15 protein-coding genes and 1 tRNA gene are annotated in these 22,130 nt (G+C 54.7%); 10 read left to right on the top strand and 6 right to left on the bottom strand.

The window, feature by feature from the left end; all coding sequences use genetic code 11:
- Positions 1 to 18: 18 nt before the first annotated feature.
- Positions 19 to 94: transfer RNA gene (locus J2T37_RS00080), tRNA-Phe, on the bottom strand.
- Positions 95 to 344: 250 nt separating this feature from the next.
- On the opposite strand from J2T37_RS00080, the gene J2T37_RS00075 reads away from it, so the two are divergent.
- Entirely contained in the window at positions 345 to 902 is a 558-nt protein-coding gene (locus J2T37_RS00075) for a hypothetical protein (RefSeq protein WP_253353151.1), read from the top strand.
- A 349-nt stretch (positions 903 to 1,251) separates the two neighbouring features.
- Here the strand turns inward: J2T37_RS00075 and groL are convergent, their stop codons facing one another.
- Both groL and groES read right to left on the bottom strand, forming a co-directional pair.
- Positions 1,252 to 2,886 (bottom strand): chaperonin GroEL, encoded by a 1,635-nt coding sequence (groL, locus tag J2T37_RS00070; RefSeq protein WP_253353150.1) that lies wholly within the window; start codon positions 2,884 to 2,886, stop codon positions 1,252 to 1,254.
- A gap of 92 nt (positions 2,887 to 2,978) precedes the next feature.
- Positions 2,979 to 3,266 carry a co-chaperone GroES gene (groES, locus tag J2T37_RS00065; RefSeq protein ID WP_253353149.1) on the bottom strand — a complete coding sequence of 96 codons (288 nt, stop codon included), beginning with the start codon at positions 3,264 to 3,266 and terminating at the stop codon, positions 2,979 to 2,981.
- Between the two features lie 373 nt (positions 3,267 to 3,639).
- Here groES and J2T37_RS00060 point away from each other — a divergent pair, with 373 nt between their 5' ends.
- The 6 genes from J2T37_RS00060 (at position 3,640) to J2T37_RS00035 (ending at position 12,260) form a co-directional block, all read left to right on the top strand.
- Positions 3,640 to 5,613 (top strand): TonB-dependent receptor domain-containing protein, encoded by a 1,974-nt coding sequence (locus J2T37_RS00060; RefSeq protein ID WP_253353148.1) that lies wholly within the window; start codon positions 3,640 to 3,642, stop codon positions 5,611 to 5,613.
- A 222-nt stretch (positions 5,614 to 5,835) separates the two neighbouring features.
- The gene (locus J2T37_RS00055) at positions 5,836 to 8,079 is read left to right on the top strand and encodes a FepA family TonB-dependent siderophore receptor (RefSeq protein WP_253353147.1); all 2,244 of its coding nucleotides are present in this window, start codon (positions 5,836 to 5,838) and stop codon (positions 8,077 to 8,079) included.
- A gap of 169 nt (positions 8,080 to 8,248) precedes the next feature.
- Positions 8,249 to 9,238 (top strand): siderophore ABC transporter substrate-binding protein, encoded by a 990-nt coding sequence (locus J2T37_RS00050; protein ID WP_253353146.1) that lies wholly within the window; start codon positions 8,249 to 8,251, stop codon positions 9,236 to 9,238.
- A 251-nt stretch (positions 9,239 to 9,489) separates the two neighbouring features.
- Complete coding sequence (locus J2T37_RS00045; protein ID WP_253353145.1) at positions 9,490 to 10,458, top strand: ABC transporter permease; 969 nt, start codon at positions 9,490 to 9,492, stop codon at positions 10,456 to 10,458.
- Complete coding sequence (locus J2T37_RS00040; RefSeq protein ID WP_253353144.1) at positions 10,448 to 11,422, top strand: iron chelate uptake ABC transporter family permease subunit; 975 nt, start codon at positions 10,448 to 10,450, stop codon at positions 11,420 to 11,422. Before J2T37_RS00045 ends, J2T37_RS00040 begins: the two co-directional genes overlap by 11 nt.
- A gap of 79 nt (positions 11,423 to 11,501) precedes the next feature.
- Positions 11,502 to 12,260, top strand: a complete 759-nt coding sequence (locus J2T37_RS00035; RefSeq protein ID WP_253353143.1) for an iron ABC transporter ATP-binding protein — start codon at positions 11,502 to 11,504, stop codon at positions 12,258 to 12,260.
- Positions 12,261 to 12,342: 82 nt separating this feature from the next.
- Here the strand turns inward: J2T37_RS00035 and J2T37_RS00030 are convergent, their stop codons facing one another.
- The gene (locus J2T37_RS00030; RefSeq protein ID WP_253353142.1) at positions 12,343 to 13,488 is read right to left on the bottom strand and encodes a 5-methyltetrahydropteroyltriglutamate--homocysteine S-methyltransferase; all 1,146 of its coding nucleotides are present in this window, start codon (positions 13,486 to 13,488) and stop codon (positions 12,343 to 12,345) included.
- Positions 13,489 to 13,947: 459 nt separating this feature from the next.
- Positions 13,948 to 16,650 (bottom strand): phosphoenolpyruvate carboxylase, encoded by a 2,703-nt coding sequence (gene ppc, locus J2T37_RS00025; RefSeq protein WP_253353141.1) that lies wholly within the window; start codon positions 16,648 to 16,650, stop codon positions 13,948 to 13,950.
- Positions 16,651 to 16,962: 312 nt separating this feature from the next.
- Here ppc and moaC point away from each other — a divergent pair, with 312 nt between their 5' ends.
- Positions 16,963 to 17,463, top strand: a complete 501-nt coding sequence (gene moaC / locus J2T37_RS00020) for a cyclic pyranopterin monophosphate synthase MoaC (RefSeq protein WP_253353140.1) — start codon at positions 16,963 to 16,965, stop codon at positions 17,461 to 17,463.
- An 83-nt stretch (positions 17,464 to 17,546) separates the two neighbouring features.
- Positions 17,547 to 18,293: a HesA/MoeB/ThiF family protein gene (locus J2T37_RS00015; protein ID WP_253353139.1), complete on the top strand. Its 747-nt coding sequence runs from the start codon at positions 17,547 to 17,549 to the stop codon at positions 18,291 to 18,293.
- A 254-nt stretch (positions 18,294 to 18,547) separates the two neighbouring features.
- Here the strand turns inward: J2T37_RS00015 and thiE are convergent, their stop codons facing one another.
- The gene (gene thiE / locus J2T37_RS00010) at positions 18,548 to 19,162 is read right to left on the bottom strand and encodes a thiamine phosphate synthase (RefSeq protein ID WP_253353138.1); all 615 of its coding nucleotides are present in this window, start codon (positions 19,160 to 19,162) and stop codon (positions 18,548 to 18,550) included.
- A gap of 160 nt (positions 19,163 to 19,322) precedes the next feature.
- Between thiE and glnE the strand changes: the two genes are divergently transcribed.
- A complete protein-coding gene (gene glnE, locus J2T37_RS00005) occupies positions 19,323 to 22,013 on the top strand; it encodes a bifunctional [glutamate--ammonia ligase]-adenylyl-L-tyrosine phosphorylase/[glutamate--ammonia-ligase] adenylyltransferase (RefSeq protein ID WP_253353137.1) in 2,691 nt (896 codons plus the stop codon).
- Positions 22,014 to 22,130: the final 117 nt, after the last annotated feature.

Raw genomic sequence — 22,130 nt, 5'->3', positions numbered from 1 at the left:
CCGCTGAAAAGCGGTTTATGGTGGCCAGAGGCGGGATCGAACCGCCGACACACGGATTTTCAATCCGTTGCTCTACCGACTGAGCTATCTGGCCGTAACGCGTTGCGTTGTGAGAAACGTATTAAACCAAATTCCTTATGCTCTTGCAAGCTTTATTTGCTAAAATCATTCATAAAATAATTAAACCAATGTTTTTATAATGAATTAAATTTCACGATTTTCCCATCATTTCACAGAAAATCCGTACAAATTTTGAAAAGTAGTGGTTTAGCGGGTTACAGCACGGCAGATTTTCCGGTTTTTCAGTTACAATAGCGCCTTTTATACACCTTCTGTTTGTATTTATGCTTTATCAGTTTCTCAAAGATATGCTGAACATCCTGCGATTGCGTTATCGCGATCCGGCGGCATACCGCTATACCCTTCCGGTGATTTTGGCGGTTTTATTATTGCTGGGTGTGATTAATGCGGCCAGCATGTCTCCTTTATTTGGCAGCAGTCCGGCAGCTGTGGCGTTTTCCGTCTTGCTAACCTTAGTCAAATGGCTGGTACTTGGCCGCGCGATGCGGGCGGTGTTGCACTATTATGGTGCGCCGCGTATGCAGCTATGGGGCTTTGCCTTGGCTTCCGAGGCGCTGTCTGTTCCGATGTTGGCGGTATTGTACGTGCCGCAGCTGGCGTCGATTGGGATGTTTTGGCAGGTTTGGACATTTTGGGTACAGGCCATCGGATTTATGAAGATGGGCAATGTATCGGGCTGGAAGGTCATGCTCGGCTATGCGGCTTATTTTCTCGGCACGCTGGTCATCGGCTCGATTTTGCTGATGTTGTTTATCCAAGCCGGTTGGTTGGACGGCAATACGTTAAACCAACAGCTCAATGCCATTATGGGCAGTAAATAATCTATGCCTGAGGGAGGCCGTCTGAAAAATAGAATTTGGTTTTCAGACGGCCTTTATGCTATGCGTAAATGTGCGATGAATACCGGCAAAATCACACGGTAGATTGAAACCACACTCTTCCTATGGTGCTAAGTAAAAAATCAAACTGCGTAGGTTGGGATGAAATCCCAACGAACTCTTTGGTAAATGTTGGGTTTACAACCCAACCTACCCCATGCTGCCGGTTTGGTTTCTCATTCATTTCACTATATCAGATAAGCTTTCCTCCGATTCACACCATCAAAAAATCCCGCATGACATGAATCATGCGGGATTCTTATTTGGCTGAAACGGTGTTTCAGACGGCCTCTTACATCATGCCGCCCATACCGCCCATGCCGCCCATATCAGGCATTGCCGGTTTTTCTTCCGGAATTTCGGCAACCATGCATTCGGTTGTCAACATCAGGCCGGCGATGGAAGCGGCGTGTTGCAAGGCAGAACGGGTCACTTTGGCCGGGTCGAGTACGCCCATTTCAATCATATCGCCGTATTCGCCGTTGCCCGCGTTGTAGCCGTAGTTGCCTTGGCCTTCCAACACTTTGTTCACCACCACGCTCGGCTCGCCGCCTGCGTTGGCCACGATTTGACGCAGCGGAGATTCGATGGCGCGCAACACGATTTGTACGCCCGCATCTTGGTCGGCATTAGAAGTTTCCACTTTAGACAAAGCGGAACGCGCACGCAGCAGCGCCACACCGCCGCCGGCAACCACGCCTTCTTCAACGGCGGCACGGGTAGCGTGCAGCGCGTCTTCTACGCGGTCTTTTTTCTCTTTCATTTCTACTTCGGTGGCCGCGCCGACTTTAATCACAGCAACACCACCGGCCAATTTAGCCACGCGCTCTTGCAGTTTTTCTTTGTCGTAATCGCTGGTTGCCACTTCGATTTGTTGGCGGATTTCAGCCACACGCGCTTCGATTTGGGCAGCATCGCCGAAACCGTCGATGATGGTGGTGTTTTCTTTACCGATTTCAATGCGTTTGGCCTGACCCAAGTCTTCTAAAGTGGCTTTTTCCAAAGACAAACCGACTTCTTCGGAAATCACGGTACCGCCGGTCAGAATGGCGATGTCTTGCAACATGGCTTTGCGGCGGTCGCCGAAGCCCGGGGCTTTGACGGCTACGGTTTTCAGGATACCGCGAATGTTGTTGACCACCAGAGTCGCCAACGCTTCGCCTTCTACGTCTTCAGCGATAATCAACAGCGGACGGCTGGATTTGGCCACTTGCTCCAATACCGGCAGCAAGTCACGGATGTTGCTGATTTTTTTGTCAAACAGCAATACAAACGGATTGTCCAAACCGGCGATTTGTTTTTCTGCGTCGTTGATGAAGTAAGGAGACAGGTAACCACGGTCAAACTGCATACCTTCTACCACATCCAATTCGTTTTCCAAAGATTTACCGTCTTCCACGGTAATCACGCCTTCTTTGCCGACTTTTTCCATCGCTTCGGCGATGATGGCGCCGACTTGCTCGTCAGAGTTGGCGGAAATCGAGCCGACTTGGGCGATTTCTTTAGAGGTATCGCACGGTTTGGCGATGTTTTTCAGCTCTTCAACCAAGGCGGTTACGGCTTTGTCGATACCGCGTTTCAGGTCGGTCGGGTTCATACCGGCGGTTACGTATTTCATGCCCTCGGTCACGATGGCCTGCGCCAACACGGTCGCGGTGGTGGTACCGTCGCCGGCCACATCGTTGGTTTTAGAGGCAACCTCTTTCACCATTTGCGCGCCCATGTTTTCAAATTTGTCTTTCAGCTCGATTTCTTTAGCCACAGACACACCGTCTTTGGTGATGTGCGGGCCGCCGAAAGCGCGGTCGAGTACCACGTTGCGGCCTTTCGGGCCCAGGGTTACGCGCACGGCGTTGGACAATACATTAACGCCGTTAACCATTTTTTGGCGGACTTCATTGCCGAATTGTACGTCTTTTGCTGACATTGTTTTGCTCCAAAAATCAAATAATCAAATTATGTTAAATTCATGACAAATGCCGTCTGAAAACCGTTTCAGACGGCCTTTTCAAATCAGGTTTATTCCACGATGCCGAAGATGTCTTCTTCACGCATTACCAACAACTCATCGCCGTCGGCTTTCACGGTTTGGCCGCTGTATTTGCCGAAAATCACTTTATCGCCGACTTTCACATCCAGCGGACGGCGTTGGCCGTCTTTGCCGATTTTGCCTTCGCCCACGGCGATGACTTCGCCCATGTCGGGTTTTTCAGCGGCAGCGCCCGGCAATACGATACCGGATGCGGTTTTTTCTTCGGCTTCCAAGCGTTTGACAACTACGCGGTCGTGTAAAGGACGGATGGTCATGTTTTTCTCCAAAAAATCAAATCACAAAATCAGATAGGGAATTGCCCGGCGGCTTGCGCTGCGGGGCAATGTTTGCAACATGGAGTCGTTAAAAATAAATTCAAGTCTGCCGCCGAAGAAATTTTCATGTCGGCAAGCCGTGGGCAGACAATATATGAAACCCGCCACCGAACCGCCACCGAACCGCCACCTACCGTTTCTTCCTGTTTTCAGACGGCCTAACATTGAAGGTGTGTATCCTTAATGCAACATTTACATTTTAATATTCTCTAAAACTTCTCAAACAAATTTTTATGTTTTATTATATGAATAATAATCGTTATTAATTATTAGAAACTGTCAACTAACCGTACTATACAAACAGGATAGACCGATGAAACCGACATTCTTCCGCTTGAGCCTGCTTTCTGCCTCATTGCTGGCAGGTTTTACCTATGCCGCCGATACTGATACCGCCGAACTGGATACCATCCACGTTCGCGGCGAGGGCGTTTCTGCCACCCAGCGCATTACCACCAAGAGCCTGGATAAAACGACCGATACCGATTTGAAAGAGGTGCTGTTCAGCGAACCGGCCGTCAGCTTCGGCGGCGGTAACGGCACTTCGCAATGGGTTACCATTCGCGGCATGGGTCAAGACCAGATTGATTTCAAAGTGGACGACACCTATTCCGATACGCAGATTTTCCACCACAACGGCCGTTTCCTGTTTGACCCGACCCTGATTAAGGTGATTGGCGTGCAAAAAGGTACAGGTTCAGCCTCATCCGGTATCGGCGCAACCAGCGGCGCGATTATCGCCGAAACCGTTAGCGCTTCCGATTTGCTGCGCGAAGGCCAAAACGTCGGTTTTAAAGTCGGCGCAGGCGTGAGCAGCAATAAAGGCTGGAATCGCAATTTCGCTGTTTACGGCAAATCCGGCGGTTTTGATGCCTTGTTCTCCGCCAGCTGGGTAACGGAGAAAAACTACAAAGCCGGTAAAGGCTACTCTTCCGTTACCGGCGGCACGGTCAACAACAGCGCCTTGGGCGAACGCGGCATGTTGGGCAAAATCGGCTACACCTTCAACGAAGACCACCGCGTTGTCTTGAGCCACCGCCAAGAAAAAACCTACGGCCTGCGCAATCTGCGCGAAGAATTCGACTTTGCGCAAAACAACAACACCAGCAACAACAACCCGCGCTACCGCATTCTGACCCACGACACCACCAACTTGGCTTATGACGGTGCCAACATCGGCTTTATCAGCAAAATCAAAGCCAACGTGTACCGCATGAACCAACAACGCGAAGAGCCGACCGAAAGCAGTAATCCGACCAACAAAGTACGCACCTATGGCGCCAACGTAAATCTCGACAGTCGCATTTTCGACCGCCATACCCTCAAATACGGCGTCAACTGGCGCAATCAGGAAAGTACGCCGGCCTCTTATTCCGCAGCCAGCGTTAACGAGAAAAAAACCGATGTCGGCGTTTACGTAGAAGGCATTTGGGATTTCCAACCGGTAACGCTGACCACCGGTGTGCGCTATGACCACTTCGATGCCCGCTTCTCAAGCGGTTCCAGCGTTTCAGACGGCAACATCAACCCGAGTATCGGTTTGATTTACGACGTTACCCCGAATCTGGCTTTAAATGCCAGCCATAACTACGCCACCCGCAGCCCGCGTCTGAGCGAAGCCGCACTTTCCGGCGCGCGAGTGTACAGCGTAGCCGACGGTTTGAAAGCCGAGCGTTCGCGCAACACCGAAATCGGTTTCAAATACAACTGGAACCAAGCCCTGTCGTTTAACGGCAGCTACTTCTGGCAAACCATCAAAGATGTTCAAGCCGTCAGCAGCAGCTACGTATATTACAACGGCGGTACGCTGAAAAATCACGGCTACGAATTGGGTGCCGCCTACCGCTGGCTCGGCCTGACCGCACGCGCGGGTGTGGCTTACAACAAACCGAAAATGGACGGTGCCAGCATCGACTCCATCGTGACCGCCGTACCGATGGGCCGCACTTGGACCACCAGCCTGTCTTACCAATTCGAACATCCGAAATTGGAAATCGGCTGGCGCGGCCGCTTCGTACAAAGCTCCAACTATGACGTGTCTTCCACCAGCACACGCGGCGGCGTAACCACCACGACCACCACCGCCACCAAACGCGCAGGCTACGGTGTGAACGACATCTACGCCAACTGGCAGCCGACCGGTAAAGACAACCTCAACATCAACTTGGCGGTCAACAACGTCGGCAACAAATACTATAAACCGCACAGCCAGCGCGAAAGCGGCAGCGGCAACTCCCTGCCCGAAGTCGGCCGCGACTTCCGCCTGAGCGTGAATTACCGTTTCTAAGCCCGTTGCGCGGATAACGGTGAAGGCCGTCTGAAAGCCACATGGTTTTCAGACGGCCTTTTTTAACATTCGAAGCAACGGCAGATTCTTTTATCGCGGTATTTCCCGCGAACAGCGTTTTTCTCAAAAAATTTACACCCAAATCATTTTACAAAAGATAACCTTTCTATTACAATTCAAACACAAGTAATATTAATTCCTATTTCATCTGGAGATTCTTTCATGACACACCATCCTTTCCGCCTGGCTTTCATCCCGTTGTGCCTGATGGGTGTATTTCCGGTGTATGCCGAGGATAGCGCAAACACGCAAGCCGAAGAGCAGGTCAGCGGCGAACAGTACCAACGCGAACGCCACCGCCGTGGCGGGCATCACGACCACCGCCGCAATGAACAGCGTCCGGCTGCTGCGGAGCAGGAAACCGAACTGGGTACGGTTTATGTTACCGCCGAACGCCAGTTGCAGCAATCTTTGGGCGTATCGAAAATCACCGCCAAAGACATCGAGAAAAAACAGGTCATCAACGATATTTCCGAAGTAGTGCGCACCATGCCGGGTGTCAACCTGACCGGCAACTCCGCGTCCGGCTCTTACGGCAACAAACGCCAAATCGACATCCGTGGCATGGGTCCGGAAAATACGCTGATTCTGATTGACGGCAAGCCGGTCACTTCCCGCTCCGCCACCCGCATGACGCGCAACGGCGAACGCAACACGCGTGGCGATTCCAACTGGGTACCGGCCGAAGCCATCGAATCCATCGAAGTATTGCGTGGCCCGGCAGCGGCGCGTTACGGCTCAGGCGCGATGGGCGGTGTGGTCAACATCATTACCAAAAAAACCACCAACGAATTTAAAGGTTCGGTCAATGTTTACACCAACCAGCCGCAAGACGACGACGAGGGTGCAACCAAACGCATCGGCTTCAACATCAGCGGCCCGATTATCAAAGACGTATTAAGCTACCGCTTATACGGCAGCCTCAATAAAACCGATGCCGACAGCAACACCATCAACGGCACAAGCACATCCGCCGTTGTTGCAGGTGTCGAAGGGGTACGCAATAAAGACATCGGCGGCCGTCTGCACTGGAAAATCAGCCCGTCACAAAGCCTGACCTTGGACAACAGTTTCAGCCGTCAGGGTAATATCTATAACGGCGACACGCTTTACAGTTCGAGCACGTCCGCCACCACGCTCGGTTTGGCGGCAGCCGGTGCGGAAACCGCCCGACTGTACCGCTATTCCACTTCGCTTACCCACGACGGTGCATGGGACTGGGGCGACACCAAAACTTATATCCAATTTGACCGCACCACCAACAACCGTCTGCCGGAAGGTCTGACCGGCGGGGTAGAAGGCGCATACAACAGCAGCACCGAATACACCAACAGCATCCTAAAAAACTACCGTTTCAGCCACGAAAGCTATATTCCGTTTAAAACCGGCCGTTTGGGTCATGTATTGACGGCCGGTGCGGAAGCCGTGCACACCAAGCTGGATGATGTATCTTCCATGCGTCAGGCCGTCAGCTACGGCACGATTGCGGGCTTGGACAGCACCAACCGTTCGGGCGTATCTTCCGTTACCGAATATGCGGCCTATTTGGAAGACAATATCGGCATAACAAAAAACTTCCGACTGATTCCAACCGTGCGTTTGGATTACAGCAGCAAGTTCGGCAGCAACGTCAGCCCCGGTTTGAACTTCTCCTACAACATCAACCCGGTATGGAAAATCAAAGGCGGTATCGCCCGTGCGTATAAAACGCCCAACCTATACCAAAGCAACCCCAATTACCTGCTGTTTTCCAACGGCAACGGCTGCTACGGTTACCGCCAATGCTATCTGCAAGGTAATGCCGACCTGAAACCGGAAACCAGTATCAATAAGGAAATCGGTTTCGAGTTCAATAAAAACGGTTGGCAGGCGTCGGCGGCTTACTTCCACAACAATTACCACAACAAAATCGACTCCAGCTCTACCCTGCTGGGCACGACCACCAGCGGCAACCGCATCTATGCATGGGAAAACGTCGGCAAAGCGGTAGTAGAAGGCTTTGAAGGCAGTTTGGTTGTACCGGTATATGCCGACAAGCTCAAATGGAGCAACAACTTTACCTATATGCGCCGTTCGGTCAACAAAACCACCAACGAACCGCTGTCGATTATTCCGAAATACACCATCAACAGCACTCTGGCTTGGACACCCAACGAACGCTTGGATGCCAACCTGACCTACACCTATTACGGCAAACAAAGCAGCACGCTGGATTCCACCACTACGCCCCTGCCGCGTTACGGCGTAATGGGCATCAATGCCGGTTACCAGTTCAGCAAAATGTTCAGCGGCCGCATCGGTGTGAGCAACCTGTTTGACAAAAAATTCCTGCGCACCAACGAGGGCGCGCAAACCTACAACCAACACGGCCGCGCTTTTTACGGCAGTTTGAAAATGGAATTTTAAGCGCAACAACAACCTGAGGCCGTCTGAAAATCACAAGTTTTTTCAGACGGCATTACCGTTATTTTATTTGGCAAACGCGCCCGTTTGTGTAAGAACCGAAAGATAACAATTATCATCCGTTTAGTTTAATACCCGATAATCCGACATCTATGTACTTTGGAGACCCGTCATGTTACGTCTGACCGCCCTTGCCGTCTGCTGCGCCCTCGCTTTGGGTGCCTGTTTGCAAAAAGATTCCGCCCAATCCTCCGCCCCGGCGCAAGCTGCTTCTGCGGCTTCTAGTGCCACCTCGTCTGCCGCACCAATCTCCGGCGCAAGCGTGACCATTCAAACCACGCGCGGCGAAGCGACTGTGCCGCAAAATCCTGAGCGTATCGCCGTGTATGACTTGGGCGCGATTGATACCTTGAGCAAACTGGGCGTGCCGGTCGGCGCGTCTATCGACAAAAACCGTCTGCCTTATCTGGATGCTGCGTTGAAAGACGCGGTTAAAGCCGGTACGCTGTTCGAGCCGGATTATGAAGCGCTCAATGCCTACAAGCCGCAGCTGATTGTTATCGGCGGCCGCGCCGCCAAAGCGTTTGACCAGCTTAATGCCATGGCGCCGACCATTGAAATGACACCCGACAATGCCAACCTGAAAGCCAGCGCGGAAGAACGTATTGACGCGTTTGCGCAAATTTTCGGCAAGCAGGCCGAGGCGGATAAGTTGAAAGCGGAAATCAACGCAGCCTTCGATGCCGCCAAAACCGCCGCACAAGGCAAGGGTAACGGTTTGGTAATTTTGGTGAACGGCGGCAAAATGTCCGCCTTTGGCCCGACCTCGCGTTTGGGCGGCTGGATTCACCAGGACATCGGCGTACCGGCAGTGGACACCAATATCGACGAAAAGAGCAACCACGGCCAGCCGATTTCGTTTGAATACATCAAAGAGAAAAATCCGGATTGGTTATTCGTACTTGACCGCTCCGCTGCCATCGGCGAGGAAGGCCAGGCGGCTAAAGATGTATTGAACAACCCGCTGATTGCCGAAACCACCGCATGGAAAAAAGGCCAAGTGGTGTATCTGCTGCCGGAAACTTATTTGGCAGCCGGCGGTGCGCAAGAGCTGTTGAATGCGGCCAACCAAGTTACCGAGGCATTTAAGGCGGCGAAATAATTGTTTTCGGTATCGTGATGTTTTTCAGACGGCCTTTTGGCAGAAGGCCGTCTGAAAGCGTTTTTGATTTTTGACTGTGCAGGTTGGCGGTACATCGCAGGTTGGATTTCAAACCCGACAAAATACTTGAAATCCGGTTCAATGGCAGGTTTGCAACCCAACCTACTCACTTGCCCTCGCCGCAAAAATATTTTTCAGACGGCCTTTCCCACCCAAAGGCCGTCTGAACCTTTAACCCAACCCGACAACCTATGACCCGCAAACCCTTATCCCTCAATCTCATCAACCTGCTGGCGCTGCTGCTTTTATTCGTTATCAGCCTGTCGGTCGGCGTCGCCAGTTTCCATTGGCGCGAACTGTTTGCCCTGTCCGACAGCACGCAACTCATGCTCATCAGCCGTCTGCCGCGCACGCTGGCGATTGTGCTGACCGGCGCGTCGATGGCGGTGGCGGGCATGATTATGCAGATTTTGATGCGCAACCGTTTTGTCGAACCGTCGATGGTGGGGGCGAGCCAGAGTGCGGCGTTGGGGCTGTTGCTGATGACCTTGTTTTTCCCCGCTGCCGCGCTGATGACGAAAATGTCGGTGGCGGCGGTATCTGCGCTGGCGGGAATGCTGGTGTTTATGGCGCTTATCCGCAAGCTGCCGCCGACGGCGCAGCTGATGGTGCCGCTGGTGGGGATTATTTTCGGCGGGGTCATCGAGTCGGTGGCGACGTTTATCGCTTATGAAACGGATATGCTGCAAATGCTGGGCGTGTGGCAGCAGGGCGATTTTTCCGGCGTGTTGATGGGTCGCTACGAATTGCTGTGGCTGACCGGCGTATTGGCGGTGATTGCCTACGCCATCGCCGACCAACTGACGATTGTCGGCTTGGGCGAAACGGTGGCGGTCAATCTGGGGATTAACCGCAATGTGATTTTGTGGTCGGGCTTGGTGATTGTGTCGCTGATTACCGCGCTGGTGGTGGTCACGGTGGGCAATATCCCGTTTATCGGCCTGGTGGTGTCCAATATCATCAGCCGCCTGATGGGGGACAAACTGCGCCAGAGTCTGCCTGCCGTGGCGCTGCTGGGCGCGTCGCTGGTGTTGCTGTGCGACATTATCGGGCGGCTGGTGGTGTTTCCGTTTGAGATTCCCGTTTCCACCATTTTCGGGGTTTTGGGAACGGCGTTGTTTTTGTGGTTATTATTGAGGAAGCCTGCCCATGCCGTCTGAAAAAAACGCTGAATTTATGCAGGGCGGCGGCCGCGCTTTAGGGCTAGCGTTTGCGCTGCTGCTGGCTGCCTGCGCCCTGTTCATGACCTTAAACGCAGGCGGACATTGGGATTTTGTGATTCCGCTGCGCCTGACCAAGCTGGCGGCGCTGCTTTTGATGGCTTATGCCGTGGGCGTATCCACGCTGCTGTTTCAAACCCTGACCAACAATCCGATTCTGACCCCCTCGATTTTGGGCTTTGATTCGCTGTATGTGTTTATCCAAACGCTGCTGGTGTTCGCGCTCGGCGGCGTGGGCTATACCGCGCTGCCGCTGTTGGGCAAATTCGGCTTGGAGCTGGCTGTGATGATGGGCGGCTCGCTGCTCTTGTTTGCCACGCTGATGAAACAGGGCGGGCGCGATTTGGCGCGCATGATTCTCATCGGCGTGATTTTCGGGATATTTTTCCGCAGCCTCTCATCCCTGCTCCAACGCATGATAGACCCGGAAGAATTCGCCGTGGCGCAGGCGAATACCTTCGCTTCGTTTAATACCGTCAACACCGATTTGCTGGGTATCGGCGCCGTGGTGTTGCTCGGCAGCCTGTTTTTTATCTGGCGCGAACGCCACCGCCTCGATTGCTACCTGCTCGGCCGCAATCAAGCCATCAACTTGGGTATCAACTACACGCGCAATACCTTATGGATTTTACTGTGGATTGCCGCGCTGGTCGCCACCGCCACCGCCGTGGTCGGCCCTGTCAGCTTCTTCGGCCTGCTGGTCGTGGCGCTGACCAACCACTTTACCCCCAGCATGAAACACAGCGTGCGCCTGCCTCTGGCCTTTTGCGTGGCGGGAATCCTGCTGGTCGGCGGACAGGCCGTGTTTGAGCATGTATTGGGCATGCAGGCGGTGTTGAGCGTGGTGGTGGAATTTGCGGGGGGATTGGTGTTTTTATGGTTGGTGTTGAAGAGAAAACGCTGAGCCGCACCATTAAGCCATCCTCTGACGCAATTCATATTATTTCCGGTGCGCGCACCCTATTTTTCAGACGGCCTTATTTATGATTCATATCCGCAACGTCAGCCACACCATCGGCCAACAAACCATCCTCCACGACATCAGCCTGGATATTCCGCAAGGCGGCATTACCGCGCTTATCGGCCCCAACGGGGCGGGCAAATCGACGCTGCTGTCGTTTATGGCGCGTTTGCAACCGCTCGCGCAAGGGCATATCGACTACGACGACAAAGACGTTTCCACTACGCCGACGGCGGAGCTGGCGAAAACGCTCTCTATCCTCACGCAGGAAAACAGCATTATGAGCCGCATTACCGTGCGCGATTTGCTGATGTTCGGGCGTTATCCCTACCATCAGGGCAGGCCGTCTGAAAACGACAGGCAAATCGTGGAAAACGCCTTGCAGGAATTTCATTTGGCCGATTTCGCCGCGCGTTACCTGACCGAGCTTTCCGGCGGACAACGCCAGCGGGCGATGATTGCGATGGTGTTCTGCCAGCAGACGGAATATGTTTTGCTCGACGAGCCGCTGAACAATCTGGATATGTACCACGCCCGCGCTTTAATGCAGCTTTTGCAGCGGCTGACGCATGAGCATAAGCGCACCACGGTGGTGGTGTTGCACGACATCAACCAAGCGGCGGCGTATGCGGATTATGTGGTGGCAATGAAAAACGGCGCCGTCGCGCTGCAAGGCACGCCCGACGAAGTCTTTACGGTGGAGAACATCAAAGTGCTGTTTGATATGGATGTAGATGTTTTAGACCACAAAGGTAAGAAGCTGATTGTGCACCACGTTTGAATCGCTAAAAGCGTAAAGGCCGTCTGAAAACAGGAATTTCCTTCCGTTTTCAGACGGCCTTTTATTTCAGGTCAGGCTGCGCTTATTTGCTGCCCCACACTTCTTCGACCACACTGCGAATCAACGCCAGTTTTTTCCATTGGTCTTCTTCGGTCAGCTCGTTACCGTGTTCGGTGGAGGCGAAGCCGCATTGCGGGCTCAGGCACAGCTGGTTGATGTCAACGTATTGCGCCGCTTCTTTAATGCGCTCGATTAATACGTTGCGGTCTTCCAGTTCGCCGAATTTGGAAGTCACCAAGCCCAACACGACTTGTTGGTCTTTGATGAAACGCAGCGGTTTGAAGTCGCCGGCGCGTTCGCTGTCGTATTCCAAGAAGAAGCCGTCCACATGGCAGCCGCCGAACAGGATTTCGGCCACCGGCTCGTAACCGCCGCTGGAAGACCAGGTAGAGCGGAAGTTACCACGGCAGATGTGCATGGTCAGCGCCATGTCCGCCGGAATCGCGGCGCGGATGTCGTTCAAAACTTTCACATAGCTCTTGGCGATGGCATCCAAATCCAAACCGCGTGCGGCATAACCGGCGCGTTTGTCTTGCGAGCAGAATTCGCCCCAAGAGGTGTCGTCCAGTTGCAGAATGCGGCAACCGGCGGCATACAACGCGTTGGCCGCGTCGATGTAGGCTTGGGTTACGTCAGCCAAGAGTTGCGCTTCGTTACCGGCGTAGCGCTCAGGCAGTTGCGGATTTTCGGTGCGCACGCAGGTAATCAGGTGAATCATGCTCGGCGACGGAATGGTAAATTTGGTCGGATAGCCGTCGGCCTCGGTTTGCAGGGCTTTGAAATGCGCCACAAACGGATGGTTTTGCGGGAATTCGATTTTGTCGATGATTTTCAGGGTCACCGGGCTCATGTGGGTTTGGAACTGGGTGCTGTAACTTTGCGCTTCAACCAATTCCACGCCGGAGAGCTCAAACAGGAAATCCAAGTGCCACCAAGTACGGCGGAATTCGCCATCGGTCACGTTGGGCAGACCGACCGCTTTTTCTTTGGCAATCAGCGCCAACACTTCTTCGTCTTCGACTTTATGCAGCTCTTCAACCGGCAACTCGCCGCAAGCGCATTGCTGGCGGGCTTTTTTCAGGCGCTCGGGGCGCAGGAAGCTGCCGACGATGTCGTAGCGGAACGGCGCGCGTTCGCGCAAAGTGGCATTAGGGAACAAGGTACTCATGCATATTTCCTTTGTGTTTATGAATCTGTGAATCGAATGGCAGGATACCGCCAACGGCATGCCGCAAAGCGCATGTTTTCCCGAAACCGAAACGGCTCGATAACATCGGGAAAACGCGCGTATCCCTTTGGCGCACGACCCGCGCCGTATCTTGCGGGAGATTTGTTTACATCAATCCGAGTAAGCAGAATTTCTGCGGGAAAGGCCGTCTGAAAAACAGCGGTTTCAGACGGCCTATTGATGTCCTAGGGTCTGTTGATATTCCATCCATGAAACAGATTTTCGAGCAAAAAAGCGTGGCTGCAAGGCAAGTACTCACAGAGGGCGTTTTTACACGCTACGCTAGTAAAACCAGCCAGCGCAGCAAGGTTGAACACCTTGCGAGCATTTTTAACGCAGCAGGCGCGTTTTTTTGCCGGAAAGATGCCATGTGATGAAATGTCAACAGACCCTAAATCATCAGCCGGTATTGCGCAAACCTTGCGCCACGCCGTTGATGGTCAGGTGAACCATCAACAGCAGATGGCGGTTGTTCGGGTCTTTGCGCAGGCGTTTGAGCATAGCGACCTGCAAGCCATTGAGGGCGTTGAGGTAGGGAATGCGCAGCGCCAGCGAACGCGCCAAGCTGCGGTTGTCGCTCAACAGCTCGTTGGTTTGCAGGATTTCCAGCAGGAATTTGCGGCTTTTCAGGTACTCTTCCTTGATTTTGGCGAAAATCTCGGCCGCCTTTTCCGGCGATTCGCTCAATTCGGCGTAGTCTTCCGCCAGCGTAATGTCGGTTTTCGCCATCACCTGCTCCATATTCGACAGCATGGCTTGGAAGAACGGATTGTGTTTGGCGTGTTCCTGCATCTGCGTCAGATTGGCCGGATCTTGCTGACACAAGGTTTCCACCGCACTGCCGAAGCCGTACCAGGCGGGCAGCATAAGGCGGTTTTGCATCCACGAGAATACCCACGGAATCGCGCGCAAATCTTGGATTTTCGCCAAGGTTTTGCGGCTGGCCGGACGGCTGCCGAGGTTGAGCGTGGCGATTTCCTGAATCGGACTGGTTTGCAGGAAATAGTCCACAAAGCCTTCGGTGGTAATCAAATCGCGGTAGTATTTGAAGGAAATATCCGACAAAGCCTGCATCAATTTCGGATCGGGGTCTTTTTGATCGGGCAGCAGGCTGGCTTCCAGCGTGGCGGCAACCAAAGTTTCCAAGTTGCGCTGGGCGTTGCTCGGATCGGCGTATTTGGCGGTAATCACTTCGCCCTGCTCGGTAATGCGGATTTGCCCCGCTACGCTGCCGGCCGGTTGCGCCAAAATCGCTTGGTAAGACGGGCCGCCGCCGCGACCGACGCTGCCGCCGCGACCGTGGAACAGTCTCATGCGTACATCGTATTTTTTAAACAGCTCGACCAAACCCAATTCGGCCTGATACAGACACCAAGAGCTGGTCACATAGCCGCCGTCTTTATTTGAGTCGGAATAGCCCAGCATAATTTCCTGGCTGTTGTTGCGGCTGTTGACCAGCTCGCGGTACCACGGCATGCCGAACATTTTGTCCATCACCGGCACGGCGTTTTCCAGCGCTTCGATGGTTTCAAACAGCGGCACGATATTCATGCGGCTTTTCGGTTTGCCGTTTTCTACGGTCAGCAGGCCGCTTTCTTCCAGTAATAATGCCAACACCAGCAAATCGCTCGGCTGCTCGCAATTGGAAATAATGCTTTGGGTGATGGCGTTTTCACCGAATTCGTCTTTGATTTTGCGCGCTTCGTTGAAAATCGCCAGCTCGCGGCGGGTATGCTCGCTGTATGCGATAAACGGGCTGTACAGCGGGCGTTGGTTTTGCAGCTCGCGCAGCAAAACGCTTTGTTTTTCTTCTTCATTCAGGCTGTTGAAATCTTCCAAACCGGCATGTTGGAACAATTCGGCCACCACATCGGCCTGCTTGCCCGCGTGTTGGCGCAAGTCCAGCGGCATCATGTAGAAGCCGAATACCGACGCCACGCGGATGATGTCGGCAATGCGGCCTTCGGCCATCAGTGCGCTGCCGTTGTCGCGCAGCGATTGCTGGATGGTTTGCAAATCAGTAATAAATTCCTGCACATTGGCATACGGCGCATAAAAGCCGAATTTACAGCCCAAACCCAAACCGATGGAACGCGCTTTGCCCATCACGCGCGCCATAATAAAGGCAATAGCGCGGCGGTACGGCTCTTCGGCGCGGGCGATTTCCTCATCCGGCGATTCTTCCGCCAGCGCCATCACACCTTGGCTGACTTTGACACGACGGCTGGACAGCGGCAGCTCGCGGTAGAGTTTGTCGAGTCCGCCGCGATACCAGCGGAAAATCGCATCGGCATGACGGGTAAAGGCGTGGCGCAGGGTTTCGGCGGACACATACGGATTGCCGTCGCGGTCGCCGCCAATCCAGCCGCCGATTTTCAGAATATCCGGCACTTTGACATCGGGATAGGCCGTCTGAAAATCGCGCTCCATGCTGCGGTAGAGTTTCGGCAGGGCTTCAAAGAAACTCATCGGGAAAATGGACACGCCGTTGTTGATTTCGTCGTTGACGCTCAATTTGAAATGGCGGGTTTCGCTGGTCTGCCACAGCGCCAGCAAAATGGTGTCGATTTCGCGGCGCAAATCGGCCAGCGCTTCGGCATTATTGCAACGTTCGCGTTGCGGCAGCAGGGCGCGGATACGGCGGTTGAAGCTCAACACCGATTGGCGCTGCACCTCGGTCGGGTGCGCGGTCAAAACGGCGGTAACATTGGTGGCGTCAAGTTGCTTTTGCACGGCGCTATCGTCGATGTGCGCCGCACGCAGTTTGCGGATGGTTTCGGCCAGGCTGCCCTCGGCGGCGTTGCTGCCCGCGTCTTCGTGGGCTTGGCGGCGGCGCTCGTGGTGCACGTCTTCGGCGATGTTGAGAATCTGCGCAAACAGGCCGCAGGCCAGCGTCAAATCGTGGGTCTGCTGCTCGTCGAGCTGCGGCAGGATTTTTTCAATGATGGCGCCGCTGTCGTCGGCATCGGCCAGCTGCTTGACGGTTTCCACCACCAGCGGCGAGGCCTCCTCCTGCAACAGGTTGAACAGAGACTGTTTCAGGAATTCGGCATCCGCCGCCAACGGCGCGTCTTTCGGATTATTCAGAATATGAAGCTGCATATTGTTTCCCTGTTATCAAATTCGGATTGACCCATTGTATAGCACGCCCCGCCCGCCCGACAACATTGCTGACAATGTAATTTTATGTAATTTGATATAATCCCGCCAAAACAAACACTCAGCGCCTTTTAACCCGCTTTGTCGCTTTCAGACGGCCTTTTGCCCGCCGCAGGTCATGCCGTCTGAAAAAACAACACAATGCGCCGCCGAAGCCGCGCAAGATGGTCTTGCGTGTAAAAATATCTTAAAATGGGTATGTTTCATTATCAAAACGGCAGGCAGCGCCCCGGCCGACACATTCAGGAAACCGAAATGTTAGATTTGACCCACTTAAACGAAAACAACGAAGCCCACATGGTGGATATTTCCGGCAAAGACGCCACCGTGCGCACCGCCCGCGCCAGCGGCGTGATTAACATGAGCGCCCAAGCCATTCAGATTTTGGCCGCCAACGCCTCGCAAAAAGGCGACGTGCTCGGCGCGGCGCGTATTGCCGCCATCCAAGCCACCAAGCAGACCGGCTTTCTGATTCCGCTGTGCCACCCCATCAGCCTGACCCACGTGCGCGTGGATTTCAACGTCGATGTCGAGCTGGCGCGCGTGAAAGCCACCGTCACCACCACCACCGAAGGCCAAACCGGAGTGGAAATGGAAGCGCTCACCGGCGTCAACATCGCCCTCCTGACCATTTACGATATGATGAAAGCCGTGGATAAATCCATGGTCATCAGCCTGATTCATTTGGAAGAAAAAACCGGCGGCAAAAGCGGCCCCTTCCTGTTTACCGACGCTTTTGAAAACATCAGTTTCTAAAATTTGCGTCTGAACCGATAAACAAAGCAAAGGCCGTCTGAAAAATATTCAGACGGCCTTTGCCTCAAACACACACTATAAAAATGAACGACCAACAACTGCTGCGTTACAGCCGCCATATCCTGCTCGACGAAATTGGTATCGAAGGCCAGCAGCGCCTTTTGGATGTCCACGCCGTTGTGGTCGGCTGCGGCGGACTCGGCGCGGCCGCCCTGCCCTATCTGGCGGCGGCGGGCGTGGGGCGGCTGACGGTTGCCGACGACGATACCATCGACGAAACCAATCTGCAACGCCAAATCATCTACACCGAAGCCGACCTCGGCCGCGCCAAAGCCGAAGTAATGGCAGGCCGTCTGAACACGCTCAACAGCCAAACGCACATCACCGCGCTGACCGAACGCCTCGACGAAGCGCGTTTGACCGCCCTATTGCGCGAGGCCAATATCGTCTTGGACTGCTGCGACAACTTCGCCACCCGCCAAGCCGTCAACCGCGCCGCCGTTGCCACGCAAACGCCGCTCGTTTCCGGCGCGGCGGTGCGCTTTGAAGGCCAGCTTGCCGTGTACCGTCCCGGCTTGGCCGGTTCTCCCTGCTACGCCTGCCTGTTTGACGGCGACAGCGCCGATGACGGCGCCTGCGCCCTATTCGGCGTATTCTCGCCGCTAGTCGGCATTATCGGCAGCAGCCAAGCCGCCGAAGCCTTAAAAGTATTGATGGACATCGGCACGCCCGCCCACGGCCTCTTGCGCACCTACGACGCACTCAGCGGCGAATGGCAGGCGTTTGAATTTGCCAAAAATCCGGCATGTCGGGTGTGCGGGGCGGGATAGGCCGTCTGAAAAGGCGTAAGCGGTTGTGGATGTGTACCGTAAACACGCGTGCGCATTCCAATGCTGCGCCGCCTCTAAAAAAATATAGGGAAGATACCGCCGGAAATCACGCCTGAAACCGTGTTCCCAACAAGGAAAACGCGTGCGTGCCTAGGCACACACCCTACCCGCCCCTCTGAATAACCGCCCCTCCCGACACACAAATGCCGTCTGAAAAACCTGTTTTTTCAGACGGCATTTGCCTTTCTGCCTACTCAATCCCACAAGGCCTGAAACGCCTTCACTGCCGCCGCCGGATCGTCCGCCTCCGTCACCGCCCGCACCACCGCCAGCGACGCTGCGCCCGTATCCAATACCGCCCGTGCGTTGCCCAAATCAATGCCGCCGATGGCGACTACCGGCATATCGCCCGCCTGCCGCACGTATTCGCGCAATTTGTCCAAACCCTGCGGCGGGGTGGCGACGTCTTTGGTGGTGGTCGGGAAAATCGTGCCGCTGGCGACGTAGTTGGGTTTGGCGGCCAAGGCGCGGTCGAGTTCGGCCACGGAATAGGTGCTCAAACCCAAACGCAGGCCGGCGGTGGCGATGGCGGCTAAATCGGCGTCGTCCATGTCCTCCTGCCCCAAGTGCACGCCGTAAGCCCCCGCTGCTATGGCCTCGCGCCAATAATCGTTGATAAAAAGCTGGGTGCGGCTGCCTGCGCAGGCGACAACGCTGCGTTCGATTTCGCGCTGCAAGGCAGCGCCGCGCAAATTTTTGGCACGCAGTTGCACGGTATCGGCACCCGCTTCAACCATGCGTTCCACCCACTCGGCAGTAGGGACGACGGCATAGAATTTCAGCGGCGCAGTTAAGGGGGGGAACGGCATGGGGCTCTCCTTTGGATTGGAATATATTGGAATGAAACCGTTCGGATTGTAAAACTGTTTGCCGCAGCCGGACAAGGCCGTCTGAAAAACGGCACGCTATTTTCAGACGGCCTGAAACCTTGCTATGATAAGCCTTTCCCCATTTTCACACGGCAACACCATGAATGCGCTTACCGACACCGCCCGCCGCTATTCCCGCTATCTCGCCCGCCATCTGGACAACGGCAACCTCAAGCCGGAGATTTTCCTGCCCATGCTGGAAAAAGTGCTCACCACCGAGGATTTCCAAACCTTTGCCGATTGGGAACAACTCAAAACCGATGAAAACGAAGCAGAGCTGGCGCGGCAGCTGCGGCTGTTGCGCCGCTATGTGGTGGCGCAGATTATCGTGCGCGATATTAACCGTATCAGCGATTTGGACGAGGTCACGCGCACGATTACGCTGTTTGCCGATTTTGCCGTCAACACCGCGCTGGATTTTGCCTATGCCTATTATCAGGGCTTATACGGCACACCGCTGGGGCGTTATACCCGGTCGCCGCAATATTTGAGCGTGGTGGCGATGGGCAAGGCGGGCGGTTATGAGTTGAACGTGTCTTCTGATATTGATTTGATTTTCGTCTATCCCGAATCAGGGGAAACCGACGGCCACCGCGAGCGCGAAAATCAGGAATTTTTCACCAAAGTCGGCCAAAAGCTGATTACGCTGTTGAACGACATCACCGCCGACGGGCAGGTATTCCGCGTGGATATGCGGCTGCGGCCGGACGGGGATTCGGGCGCGTTGGTGTTGAGCGAAACCGCGCTGGAGCAGTATTTAATCCAGCAGGGGCGCGAGTGGGAACGCTATGCGTGGTGCAAAGGGCGCGTGGTGACACCGTATCCGAATGATATTAAGGCGCTGGTGCGGCCGTTTGTGTTCCGCAAATATTTGGACTACAACGCCTACGAAGCCATGCGCCGCCTGCACCGCCAAATCCGCAGCGAAGTGAGCAAAAAAGGCATGGCGGACAATGTCAAACTCGGCGCGGGCGGCATCCGCGAAGTGGAATTTATCGCGCAAATTTTCCAAATGATACGCGGCGGACAAATGCGCGCGCTGCAACTGAAAGGCACGCGCGAAACGCTGCGCCAGCTGGCCGAACTGGACATTCTGCCGCAAGATACCGTCGATACCCTGCTGGCGGCGTATCAATTTTTGCGCGACGTGGAACACCGCCTGCAATATTGGGACGACCAGCAAACGCAAACCCTGCCGACCGCCCCCGAACAGCAGCAGCTTTTGGCCGAAAGCATGGGCTTTGCCGACTACGCCGCGTTTTCAGACGGCCTCAACGCCCACCGCCGCGCCGTCAACGCGCTGTTCAACGAAATTCTCAGCGAGCCGGAAGAAAACAGCGAAACGCAACACGAATGGCAATGGATTTGGCAGCCCGTGCCCGATGAAGATGCCCGTGCAGGCCGTCTGAAAGCCTCCGGCTTTGATGCCGACGTGATTGGCGAACGCCTCAACCAAATCCGCAACGGGCACAAATACCGCCACCTTTCCGCCCATGCCCAGCCGCGTTTCGATGCCGTCATTCCGCGCTTGGCGCAGGCCGCCGCCGCGCAGCCCCAGCCCACCGAAACTCTGCTGCGCCTGCTGGATTTTCTGGAGAACATCAGCCGCCGCTCCGCCTACCTCGCCTTTCTCAACGAACACCCGCAAACCGTGCGGCAACTTGCCGAAATCATGGGGCAAAGCTCGTGGGTGGCAGGCTACCTCAACCGCTACCCGATTCTACTCGACGAGCTGATTAGTGCGCAATTACTGGAAACGCATTTCGACTGGCCGAAACTCGCCGCCGAATTAAATACCGCGCTGGCCGCCGCCGACGGCGACACCGAAGCGCAAATGGACGCGCTGCGCCATTTCCAACACATCCAAGTGTTCCGCTTGGCGGTGCAGGATTTGCAGGGGTTGTGGACGGTGGAAGCCTTGTCGGACGAACTTTCCCTGCTGGCCGACACCGTCATCGCCGCCGCTCTGCCCTGCGTGTGGGCAGACATGCCGAAAAAACACCGCGACACGCCGCTGTTTGCCGTCACCAGCTACGGCAAACTCGGCGGCAAAGAGTTGGGCTACGCCTCCGACCTCGATTTGGTCTATCTCTACGACGACCCGCACCCCGACGCCGCCGACAGCTACACCCGCCTCGCCCGCCGCCTGACCAGCTGGCTGACCGCCGCCACCGGCGCGGGGCAGCTCTATGACGTTGATTTGCGCCTGCGACCCAACGGCGACAGCGGTTTTCTCGCCCACAGCGTCGCCGCTTTTGAAAAATACCAGCGCGAACAGGCTTGGGTGTGGGAACACCAATCCCTCACCCGCGCCCGTTTTATCTGCGGCCTACCCGAGATTCAGACGGCCTTCGACCAGATCCGCCGCGACATCCTGACCACACCGCGCGACACAACCGAACTGGCGCAAGAAATCATCGCCATGCGCGAAAAAATGTTCCCTACCCACCCCGCCGACGACGGCAACGTCAAATACGCGCGCGGCGGCGTGGTGGATGTGGAATTTACCGTGCAATACCTGATTCTCGCCTACTCAGGCCAATACCCGCAGTTGCTCGACAACTACGGCAACATCGCCCTTCTAAACATCGCCGCCGACTGCGGCCTGATTGGTAAAAACCTCGCCGAGCAATGCCGCACCGCCTACCGCTTTTACCGCCAGCAGCAACACAACACCCGCCTGCGCGACGCACAGCGGGTGGAAGTAACCGACGAATTATTGGGCTATTACGCCAGTGTCAGGGCATTGTGGTTGCAGGTATTCGGCGAAGAGGTGCGCTTTGGCGCGTAAGGCCGTCTGAAAATATAAAATATGGGGCTGTACTAGATAACTAGATTTATTCAAAATCATTTAGAATAAATCCCATGAAAAAAAGTCGACTGAGCCCTTATAAGCAAAACAAGCTAA

The sequence above is a fragment of the Neisseria perflava genome (genome assembly GCF_024170405.1).
GTDB classification, from domain to species: domain Bacteria; phylum Pseudomonadota; class Gammaproteobacteria; order Burkholderiales; family Neisseriaceae; genus Neisseria; species Neisseria perflava_B.
This window is presented reverse-complemented; position numbering and strand designations above follow the sequence as displayed.

Bases quoted from the DNA above. Each gene is read 5' to 3' on its own strand.
- J2T37_RS00060 (WP_253353148.1), top strand. From the start codon at position 3,640: ATGAAACCGACATTCTTCCGCTTGAGCCTGCTTTCTGCCTCATTGCTG.
- J2T37_RS00030 (WP_253353142.1), bottom strand. From the start codon at position 13,488: ATGAGTACCTTGTTCCCTAATGCCACTTTGCGCGAACGCGCGCCGTTC.
- groL (WP_253353150.1), bottom strand. From the start codon at position 2,886: ATGTCAGCAAAAGACGTACAATTCGGCAATGAAGTCCGCCAAAAAATG.
- glnE (WP_253353137.1), top strand. From the start codon at position 19,323: ATGAATGCGCTTACCGACACCGCCCGCCGCTATTCCCGCTATCTCGCC.
- groES (WP_253353149.1), bottom strand. From the start codon at position 3,266: ATGACCATCCGTCCTTTACACGACCGCGTAGTTGTCAAACGCTTGGAA.
- J2T37_RS00050 (WP_253353146.1), top strand. From the start codon at position 8,249: ATGTTACGTCTGACCGCCCTTGCCGTCTGCTGCGCCCTCGCTTTGGGT.
- J2T37_RS00015 (WP_253353139.1), top strand. From the start codon at position 17,547: ATGAACGACCAACAACTGCTGCGTTACAGCCGCCATATCCTGCTCGAC.
- ppc (WP_253353141.1), bottom strand. From the start codon at position 16,650: ATGCAGCTTCATATTCTGAATAATCCGAAAGACGCGCCGTTGGCGGCG.
- moaC (WP_253353140.1), top strand. From the start codon at position 16,963: ATGTTAGATTTGACCCACTTAAACGAAAACAACGAAGCCCACATGGTG.
- J2T37_RS00075 (WP_253353151.1), top strand. From the start codon at position 345: ATGCTTTATCAGTTTCTCAAAGATATGCTGAACATCCTGCGATTGCGT.
- J2T37_RS00040 (WP_253353144.1), top strand. From the start codon at position 10,448: ATGCCGTCTGAAAAAAACGCTGAATTTATGCAGGGCGGCGGCCGCGCT.
- thiE (WP_253353138.1), bottom strand. From the start codon at position 19,162: ATGCCGTTCCCCCCCTTAACTGCGCCGCTGAAATTCTATGCCGTCGTC.
- J2T37_RS00055 (WP_253353147.1), top strand. From the start codon at position 5,836: ATGACACACCATCCTTTCCGCCTGGCTTTCATCCCGTTGTGCCTGATG.
- J2T37_RS00045 (WP_253353145.1), top strand. From the start codon at position 9,490: ATGACCCGCAAACCCTTATCCCTCAATCTCATCAACCTGCTGGCGCTG.
- J2T37_RS00035 (WP_253353143.1), top strand. From the start codon at position 11,502: ATGATTCATATCCGCAACGTCAGCCACACCATCGGCCAACAAACCATC.